Genomic DNA, 2,260 nt, shown 5'->3' on the forward strand with positions numbered 1-2,260 from the left:
TGAGGGCAACTTTAAAAAGAGATAATTCTGTCATTCATGATTACCGTTTTAACCCAACTTCTATTTGGGGGGTGCCGAAAAATTTTAGAGGATCGTTTAATGCTGTACAACAGCGTTGTGGTGGTTTACAAAATATGATGAGTCGAGCTCAATTAACAAACTCACCACGATATGAAGGTCAAGGGGCAGAATTAGGTGAAGATAAACTTACTTTGTCTAACAGCTACACTCGTGCCATAGGAGGCTCTATTTTGGGTGAATGGGGTTGGGCAAGCAAATCATCCTACCCTGATTCAGAATGGCAAGAATTAAATCCAGATCATTTTATTACCAGATATTGGACTATAGATATCCATGATCATGGGACATACATTGTACATAGTCATGATGGGTTTACTGGTTGGTTTGCAGCTGAAGATCCTGGTTTAGGGTATGCAATTTGTAAAGGATAATTCATAATTTGATGCTGATAATGATCAGCATCAAATTAAACATTAAATCGAAAATAGTTGTGCTTCATGGCATGAATAAATAGCAGTGTTAATATGCAGTAAAAACTTGGCGAAATAGTTAGTAAAAAGTGTTTTTTATATTGTAAATAACTTGACTGAGTTATTATACTAAATAACGATTATATAAGACTATTGCTAGCTAAAACCACATCATAATCATTCATCATCTACAACGCCATCAATGAATTTATCTTTGTACCATACCATATTTTTATACAATATATTATCTTCACCAATTACATGCGGGTTTTCTCGATCAATATTATTTCGGTTTAACAAACAAGCGTTATATTCTTCTTCATTACATTTTCTGTGCTCTTGGGTATCAATGTTTTTAAACTGACAGCTATTTTTTATATTGATATATTTGTATTTTTGATAATGATAAATACTTTGTATTGTTGTCAAGATTCTTTGCTGTTTTTCATTATAATTATAACAATTTTTTTTACCTGTGGCGGATTTATCTTTTGGATTAAAATCGATATCGCTACCCCACAAGTTTGTGGCTACAAATTTACCTTTGTCATTGATATAGTAGTCATAATTTGCTCCTATTCTGGCACTTGAGGCATATTTTTTAATGGCTAAATCAAGATTGCCGTCAAAATTGATATCCTCTAGATAAATGCTGTCAAATTGGTTGTAGCTATAATGTAAATTTTGTATTTTTTGCATTAATTGGTGGTTACTTTTGTCATAAACATTCACACCAACTAGTTTAATTTTTTCTTTTTTCTTTTTTGATAATACCGCAGTAAAATAAAATTTATCTGATGAATTCGTTTGTAATAATTCAAGGCGATTAAATTCAGCATCTGCTTCATCAATTATTTCAAGTTCTTTTTGCAATTTTATTGGATATTGTTGATTTTTTTTGCCATCAAACCAATAACCAACTAATTTTTGATTAAATTGTGTTTGCCCATTATGATTAAAGTTAAAGTAACTAATTGAATCTTTAATTTTTGGATGATTATCATTTTCATCCAAATAAATATCTTTATCATCATAAAGTTTTAAACTGTTTTGTTGGCTAACTTCATCGCATGAGTTCATTAAGTGACATTCATAGGATAAAGCATGTTGTATCTGTTTGTGATCATCTTTATAAACCCAAAAAGCTTTCAAATAGGGGCTCAAATATAACGTTACTTCTTTATTCTCAATATAGCCTTTATAAGCATAGGTAGCACTATAGGTAGTTCTATAGATAGTACTAAATACAGGAAAAGAAAGGATTAAAAGTAAAGCAAGTAGTATATTTTTCATTGTTATTATTTAAATTATTTGAAGTTTTTTCAATATGATGTTACAACCATATTTTATATGGATTAAAAGATATTGATAGTTTAACTTTAATATGTTAGCGAAAATTTCAGCTTAAGTAAATTCGATTATTTTTTATAATACTGAATGATTTATATTCTGTATTATACTTGAAGTTTGATTACTATATTTTATATGTTAGGTATTTGTATGATAAAGAAATGATAAAAATAAAAATTAGCTTAACAAAACTTTACAAAAAAATAGGTGAAAAATGAAGTTTTTATTCTAAAATAGGGTAGCATAGTTATATACTATTTTATGCTAAAATTACTAAAAACAACATTAACTATTTATTTTATAACAATAAATTCAAGAAAATAAGTGTGAGGAATAATAAAATTATGATAAAATATGGACTTAATCGGGCATCGGGCATCGGGCATCGGGCATCGGGCATCGGGCATCGGGCATCGGGC

Annotated in this window: 2 protein-coding genes; one reads left to right on the plus strand and one right to left on the minus strand. The window is 29.3% G+C overall.

Annotated elements, in window-relative coordinates; translation table 11 throughout:
- A partial coding sequence (locus ACGH6S_RS12095; protein WP_411578985.1) for a hypothetical protein occupies window positions 1-452 on the plus strand: 452 nt, incomplete at its 5' end.
- Window positions 453-668: 216 nt separating this feature from the next.
- Here ACGH6S_RS12095 and ACGH6S_RS12100 read toward each other — a convergent pair.
- Window positions 669-1,784 (minus strand): hypothetical protein, encoded by a 1,116-nt coding sequence (locus ACGH6S_RS12100; RefSeq protein WP_085164725.1) that lies wholly within the window; start codon window positions 1,782-1,784, stop codon window positions 669-671.
- Window positions 1,785-2,260 lie beyond the last annotated feature (476 nt).

The sequence above is a fragment of the Gilliamella sp. BG3 genome, from assembly GCF_046635605.1.
In the GTDB taxonomy this organism is placed as follows: domain Bacteria; phylum Pseudomonadota; class Gammaproteobacteria; order Enterobacterales; family Orbaceae; genus Gilliamella; species Gilliamella bombi.

Excerpts from the sequence above, each read along its gene's own strand:
- ACGH6S_RS12100 (WP_085164725.1), bottom strand. The coding sequence starts at position 1,784 with ATGAAAAATATACTACTTGCTTTACTTTTAATCCTTTCTTTTCCTGTA.